Annotated in this window: 5 protein-coding genes; all 5 read left to right on the forward strand. The window is 60.0% G+C overall.

Annotated features, from left to right (window positions below):
- The first annotated feature begins 106 nt into the window (after window positions 1-106).
- The 5 genes from ACM6IR_RS22330 to ACM6IR_RS22350 all read left to right on the forward strand — a co-directional run bounded on the left by ACM6IR_RS22330 (window position 107) and on the right by ACM6IR_RS22350 (window position 6,206).
- Entirely contained in the window at window positions 107-754 is a 648-nt protein-coding gene (locus ACM6IR_RS22330; RefSeq protein ID WP_414909701.1) for a TetR family transcriptional regulator C-terminal domain-containing protein, read from the forward strand.
- Window positions 755-845: 91 nt separating this feature from the next.
- Window positions 846-1,562, forward strand: coding sequence for a response regulator (locus tag ACM6IR_RS22335; protein ID WP_414909702.1), 717 nt, complete (start codon window positions 846-848; stop codon window positions 1,560-1,562).
- 5 nt (window positions 1,563-1,567) lie between these two features.
- A complete protein-coding gene (locus tag ACM6IR_RS22340; RefSeq protein WP_414909703.1) occupies window positions 1,568-2,341 on the forward strand; it encodes a substrate-binding periplasmic protein in 774 nt (257 codons plus the stop codon).
- Window positions 2,338-4,599: an ATP-binding protein gene (locus ACM6IR_RS22345; RefSeq protein WP_414909704.1), complete on the forward strand. Its 2,262-nt coding sequence runs from the start codon at window positions 2,338-2,340 to the stop codon at window positions 4,597-4,599. Before ACM6IR_RS22340 ends, ACM6IR_RS22345 begins: the two co-directional genes overlap by 4 nt.
- A gap of 194 nt (window positions 4,600-4,793) precedes the next feature.
- Window positions 4,794-6,206 (forward strand): amino acid permease, encoded by a 1,413-nt coding sequence (locus ACM6IR_RS22350; protein WP_414909705.1) that lies wholly within the window; start codon window positions 4,794-4,796, stop codon window positions 6,204-6,206.
- Window positions 6,207-6,499: the final 293 nt, after the last annotated feature.

The raw sequence follows: 6,499 nt of genomic DNA on the forward strand, positions 1-6,499 counted from the left end.
AGGCGTGCGACTGACTGGAGACTTGCCACATTCTTGCTGTACAGTCGTTCAACTCGCAGGCTTCACCGCCGCGCCCTTAACGATTGATCCACGGAGAGTGTCGCCCATGAGTCAGGAAGCCCGTTTTTCCCGCATGGAGCCGGAGTTGCGCAAGGCCAACCTGATCGAGGCCACGCTGGTGTGCCTCAAGCGTCACGGCTTCCAGGGCGCGTCGATCCGCAAGATTTCCGCCGAGGCCGGAGTGTCGGTCGGGCTGATCAGCCATCACTATTCCGGCAAGGATGAACTGGTGGCCGAGGCCTATATGTCGATTACCGGCCGGGTCATGAGCTTGTTGCGCGATGCCATCGAGCAGGCCGCGCCCAACGCCCGCGAGCGCTTGTCGGCATTTTTCCGCGGGTCGTTTTCCGCCGAATTGCTCGACCCGCAATTGATCGATGCCTGGTTGGCCTTCTGGGGCGCGGTGAGGACGGCGGAGTTGATCAATCTCGCGCACGAGCATTCCTACGGCGAGTATCGCGGCATCTTGCGCAAGGTGCTGACCGAGTTGGCGCAAGAGGAGGGCTGGGAAAACTTCGACGCCGATCTGGCCGCCATCAGCCTCAGTGCGTTGCTCGACGGTTTGTGGCTGGAGTCGGGGCTCAACCCCGGAACTTTCACCCCGGAACAAGGCATTCAGATTTGCGAAGCCTGGGTCGACGGATTACAGGCGGGCGGTCGCCAACGGTTTTGTGTCCAGACGACGGGCTGTTGATCGGTCGTTCAGCTGTCGATACTCTCTGGCGCCAATGCGGTAATCACTCTAATAAGAAACACGCCTTCGGGCATACGCGGGACACCAAGCGATGACTCCTCGGGTACTGATCGTCGATGACGATCCGCTGATTCGCGAACTGCTGCACGCCTACCTGTCCCAGGAAGGGTATGAGGTGCATTGCGCCACCACGGCGGAGCTGGCCGAAACCTTTCTGGCGAGCCAGACCGTCGATCTGGTGATGCTCGATATCCGTTTGCCCGGCAAGGACGGCCTGACGCTGACCCGTGAGCTGCGGGTCCGTTCGGAAGTCGGGATCATTCTGATCACCGGGCGCAACGATGAAATCGATCGTATCGTCGGCCTTGAGTGCGGCGCCGATGACTACGTGATCAAACCCCTCAATCCACGTGAGCTGGTGTCCCGGGCGAAAAACCTGATACGCCGGGTTCGTCACGCGCAGTTACCGCAACCGGTGGCGGCTGTCTCGCGGCCTGTCAAACAGTTTGCGGACTGGGCGCTGGACACCGACCGCCGTCGTCTGATCGACCCCACCGGCAGCGAAACCCTGCTGACCCATGGCGAGTACCAGTTGCTCAGTGTGTTTTTGCGCAACAGCGGCCACACCTTAAGCCGCGATCAGTTGATGGATCAGATCCGCAACCGCGAATGGGTGCCCAACGATCGTTCCATCGACGTGCTGGTCGGGCGCTTGCGCCGCAAGTTGCACGACGACCCGGCCGAGCCGCAATTGATCATCACCATTCACGGCGCCGGTTACCTGTTCACCGCCAGCGTGGCGGCCTGAAGTCTATGCGGCGTGTGTTCGGGCTGCTGTTGGCGTTGGTCGCGAACAGCGCGATCGCGGCGGAAAAAATTCGCTACTGCGACTATCCGGTGTACCCGCCGATCTCCTGGAGCGACGGCAAGCACGTGCGCGGTCTGGCACCGAGTGTGGTGAAAAACCTCTTTGGGCGATTGGGCTACGAGGTCGAAGTCATCGTGCTCGGCAACTGGAAACGGTGCCTGCTGGATGCCGCCGAAGGCCGGGTCGATGTCGTGCTGGCCTACAGCACCGTGCAACGGGAACAGAGCATGGTGTTTTCAACGGTTCCGGTGTTGCGTGAGGAGGTTGCGTTGTTCATCAACCGTCAGCGTCCGGTGAAATTCGAACGTCTGGAGGACCTGGCCCATTACCGTGGCGGGCTGTTGTTCGGTGAAAGTTATGGTATCGACTTCGACCGCTTCGTCGCCCGGCACCAGAACATCGAATGGGTCTCTGACAGCCGCCAGAACTTCGGCAAACTGATTCGCGGGCGCATCGACTTCATCACCTCGGAGCGACGCACCGGGCAGCTTTACGTCGAGAACCTGCCGGGTGCGCAAGACATCGTCGCATTGCCGACTTCCTTGAGCGTTGACTACCTGCGGGTTGCTGTTTCGCGCAAATCGCCGTTGGCGAGCCGCATGCCGGACGTCGATGCGCAGTTGAAGCGCATGGTCGATAGCGGGGAGGTCGAGCGTTTGCTAAACGAAAGTGAAGTCACCTACCGCGACATGATCAACCTGCCGGCGGATACGCAATGATTCGCGCTCGGCCCGGTGGATTGTTGCGGCGCCTGCTGCTGTTCATTCTGTTGTTCAGCCTGTGCTTCACCGTGTTGGCGAGTACCGTGCAGTTGTACTTCGAATACCGCCGCGAGATGCGCGAGATCGACTCGCGGATGGAGCTGATTCGCGCCGGTTACCTGGCCAGTCTCGAGCGCAGTTTGTGGGACTTGAACCAGGAACAATTGAATGTGCAATTACGGGGGCTGGTGGACTTCTCTGACGTGGCGCGGGTTCATCTGACCAGCCCCGATTTCGATGTGCTGCAAGGTAATTCAGACCCGGTGGGGCCGTTGCGCATCGAGCGTTTTGAATTGGACTATCAGCCGCCGTCAGGTCCCGTGCGGCATCTGGGGCAGTTGGAAGTCAGCACCGATCTGGGCGCCGTGCATCAGCGTTTGTACGCCACCGGTTTGACCAGCCTGCTGTGGATGAGTGTGTTCCTGTGCGGGTTGGCGGTGACATTGTCGGGGCTGTTTTACCGCTTGGTGACGCGTCACCTGCAAGTCATGGCCGAATTCGCCCGGCGCATCGCCGCCGGTGACTGGCACGAGCCCTTGCACCTGGACAAAAGCCGCAGCGGCAACGAGGACGAAATCGACACTGTGGCGCATGCCCTGGACGACATGCGCCGGGCGATCCTCCATGACATTGACCGTCGGGAAACCGATCGACTGGCGCTGCAAGACAATCGCGATGAACTGCTGCGAATGGTCGAGCGCCGCACCGCCAGCCTGATGCGCGCCAAGGACGAAGCCGAAGCGGCCAACCTCGCCAAGTCGCGGTTCCTGGCGACCATGAGCCATGAGTTGCGCACGCCGCTCAACGGCATCCTCGGCATGGCCGAATTGCTGCGCGATGCGCGACTGGATGAGCGCGACGGCAAACGTCTGGAGGCGTTGTACAAGGCTGGCGAAGGGTTGCTGTCGATTCTCAATGAAGTGCTGTATTTCGCGCGACTGGAGGAAGGTGTCAGCCTCCCGGAGCCGGTCGACTTTTCAGTTCGCCAATTGCTCGACGAAGTGCTGACGTTGCTTGAGCCGCGTGCACTCGGCAACGATACGCTGTTGCACTGTCGTATCGATCCGCAGGTCGCCGACTTGCACCACGGCGCCGAACAGTTCTTGCGTCAGGTGTTGAGTAACCTGCTGGCCAACGCGATCAAGTTCACGGAGGGCGGGCAGGTCAGCGTTGAGGTGGTTGTGCTGGCTCAAGCCCCCGGGCAAATCGGGCAGCGGTTGCACTGGAGTGTGAAGGACAATGGCATCGGCATTGCCCCACAGATGCAGCAAAAGATTTTCGAACGTTTCACCCAGGCCAGCGAAGAGGTGGCGCAACGGTTTGGCGGAACCGGGCTCGGGCTGGCCATCAGCAAGCACCTGGTGGAGCAGTTGGGCGGGCAGATCGGTGTGGAAAGTGAGGTCGGGCGGGGCAGTTGTTTCTGGTTCGACCTGACGTTGCAACCGGCGACCGGCGTGGCCGGTGTGGCACTCAGCAGCGAACCCGGCCGGGCGCTGAGTATTTTGGTGGTCGAGGACGTGGCGCTGAACCGTGATGTGGTCAGTGGTTTGCTGCAAAGGGACGGGCATCGGGTCTGGCTCGCTGAAGACGGCGAACAGGCGCTGACGCAATGCTCGGTTCAGACCTTCGATTTGATCCTGCTGGATGTGCATCTGCCGGGCATTAGCGGCGTCGACGTGTGCACACGGATTCGCAGCATCGCAGGCCCGAACCGTCACAGCCGGATTTTCGCCCTGACCGCGAGCGTGCAGCCGGCACTGGTTCGCGGTTATCTGGATGCTGGAATGGACGGCATACTCGCCAAACCCCTGAAGCTCGACACGCTGCGGCAGGCACTGGCCGGACAATCCGCGATGCCCGCTGCGCCGCAGGCTGACGAGGCGATGGACTGGCCCCTGTTACACACCCACCGCACCTTGCTTGGCGAACAGAAACTTCAGGGATTGCTGGCGGTGTTGCGCGACTCGATCCTGCAGCATCGCGAAGCAATCACCGAAGCGATCGAGGCCGGCGATTGCACCGAAGTCGCTCACCTGGCGCACCGTTTGGCGGGCAGCAGCGACTCATTGGGTTTTCGCGCATTGGCCAACGTGCTAAGGGCACTGGAAGAGGCTGCGATGGTCAACGATGAGTCGGCGTTGGGCGGGCTGGCGCCGCAGTTTCATGAACAACTGCTTCGTTCGCAACAGACGCTGGCGGACCTGTTGCACACCTGACGTACAAGTTCGTTACGACTTTTTACAACTTTGATCTTTACGGTCAACGGGACCTTACATGGTCTTCCAATAATCGACGCAACCGCCACAAGCGCGGTCTTCGAAGCTTATTGGAGATAATAATAATGAACGGCCGTAAAGCTCATCCTTCCCTGCGCCATGCCGCGCACCTCGCTGACTACTGAGGTGCGGACATGAACGACACTACCGAACGCAAAGGCATCCAACTTACCCGCGCCCTGAAAAGCCGGCACATTTTCATGTTGTCGCTGGGCGGCGTGATCGGCACCGGGCTATTCATGGGTTCCGGCGTGACGATCAACCAAGGCGGGCCGGTGGGGGCGATTCTGGCCTACCTGGTCGCCGGTTTCCTGATGTACCTGGTGATGGTCTGCCTGGGCGAATTATCCGTGCAGATGCCGGTATCCGGTTCGTTTCAAACCCATGCCACCAAATTCATCGGCCCGGCCACCGGCTTCATGATCGGTTGGGTGTACTGGATGAGCTGGGCGACCACTGTGGGCCTGGAGTTCACGGCGGCGGGCATGTTGATGGTGAGATGGTTCCCGACGATTCCCATCTGGTATTGGTCCGCGCTGTTCGTGGTGGTGTTGTTCGGCCTGAATGCGTTGGCGACTCGCGCCTTCGGTGAAGCGGAATACTGGTTCTCCGGGATCAAGGTCGCGGCGATTCTCGGTTTCATCGTGGTCGGTGTCTTGGTGATTTTCGGTGCCATCCCGCTGAACAGCGGCGCACCGGCGCCGATGATGAGCAACCTGATCGGCGACTCGTTATTCCCCAACGGACTGTCGGCGGTGTTCGCGGTGATGATGACCGTGGTCTACGCCTTCCAGGGTTGCGAGATCATGGGGGTGGCGGCTGGTGAAACCGATCAGCCGGAAAAAAGCATTCCGCGCGCGGTTCGCAATGTGGTGTTTCGTGTGTTGATTTTCTATGTGTTGGCGATTGTCGTGCTGTCGGCGATTGTGCCATGGCAGCAGGCCGGGCTGATGGAAAGTCCGTTTGTGCAGGTGTTCGACATGGTCGGCATTCCCTACGCGGCCGACCTGATGAACTTCGTGATTCTCACGGCGATTCTGTCGGTGGGTAACTCCGGGCTGTACGCTTCGACGCGTATTCTGTGGGCCATGTCGAAGACGGGTATGGCGCCGAAAAGCCTGGCGCCATTGAGCAAGCGCGGTGTTCCATTGCGGGCGTTGAGCATTACCTTGTGCTTTGCGCTGGTGTCGCTGATGACCAGTTTTGTTGCGGCGGACACGCTGTTCATGGTGTTGATGGCGGTGAGCGGGATGTCGGGCACGGTGACCTGGATTGTTATCGCATTGGCGCAGTACAAGTTTCGCAAGGCTTACCTGCGTGATGGCGGCAAGCTCAGCGATTTGAAATACCGGGCGCCGTGGTTTCCGCTGTTGCCGCTGACGTGCATTGCGTTGTGCTGCTCGTTGTTTGTGTTTCTTGCGCTGGATGAGACTCAGCGTCCTTCTCTGTATTGGGGGTTTGGGTTTATTGCGGTGTGTTATGGGGCTTACTTTTTGATTCACCGTAAGCGTCAGGGGGTGTTGGCTCCGAGTTTGTCTGGGGTTTAGTGGTTGGTGATTTGATTGGGGGGATATCCGTTTTTTTGGTGATGGCGGCTTATGGTTCCGCCCTTACGGCGGGTCACTTGGAAGAGCCCCAAGTAACCAAGGGCTCTTGCCCCTTTCGTTCGGTGCCTCGCCTAGGCTCGGCATGCCCTCGCTCCGGTCCTGCTCCGTGGGCCCACTGCGCAGAACCTCCACTCGGCGTGAGGGGGCGGTGCCTAAAAATCAAAAGCTGAAGGCGAGCTAACGCTCGGCCTGATGAGTGGTGAGAATCAAAAGCGCTACGCCGATCTGCTGTC

The organism is Pseudomonas sp. IT-P253 (assembly GCF_949768125.1).
In the GTDB taxonomy this organism is placed as follows: domain Bacteria; phylum Pseudomonadota; class Gammaproteobacteria; order Pseudomonadales; family Pseudomonadaceae; genus Aquipseudomonas.

What these genes read in the sequence shown, in the direction of transcription:
- ACM6IR_RS22335 (WP_414909702.1), top strand. Translation starts at nt 846, where the DNA reads ATGACTCCTCGGGTACTGATCGTCGATGACGATCCGCTGATTCGCGAA.
- ACM6IR_RS22340 (WP_414909703.1), top strand. Translation starts at nt 1,568, where the DNA reads ATGCGGCGTGTGTTCGGGCTGCTGTTGGCGTTGGTCGCGAACAGCGCG.
- ACM6IR_RS22330 (WP_414909701.1), top strand. Translation starts at nt 107, where the DNA reads ATGAGTCAGGAAGCCCGTTTTTCCCGCATGGAGCCGGAGTTGCGCAAG.
- ACM6IR_RS22345 (WP_414909704.1), top strand. Translation starts at nt 2,338, where the DNA reads ATGATTCGCGCTCGGCCCGGTGGATTGTTGCGGCGCCTGCTGCTGTTC.
- ACM6IR_RS22350 (WP_414909705.1), top strand. Translation starts at nt 4,794, where the DNA reads ATGAACGACACTACCGAACGCAAAGGCATCCAACTTACCCGCGCCCTG.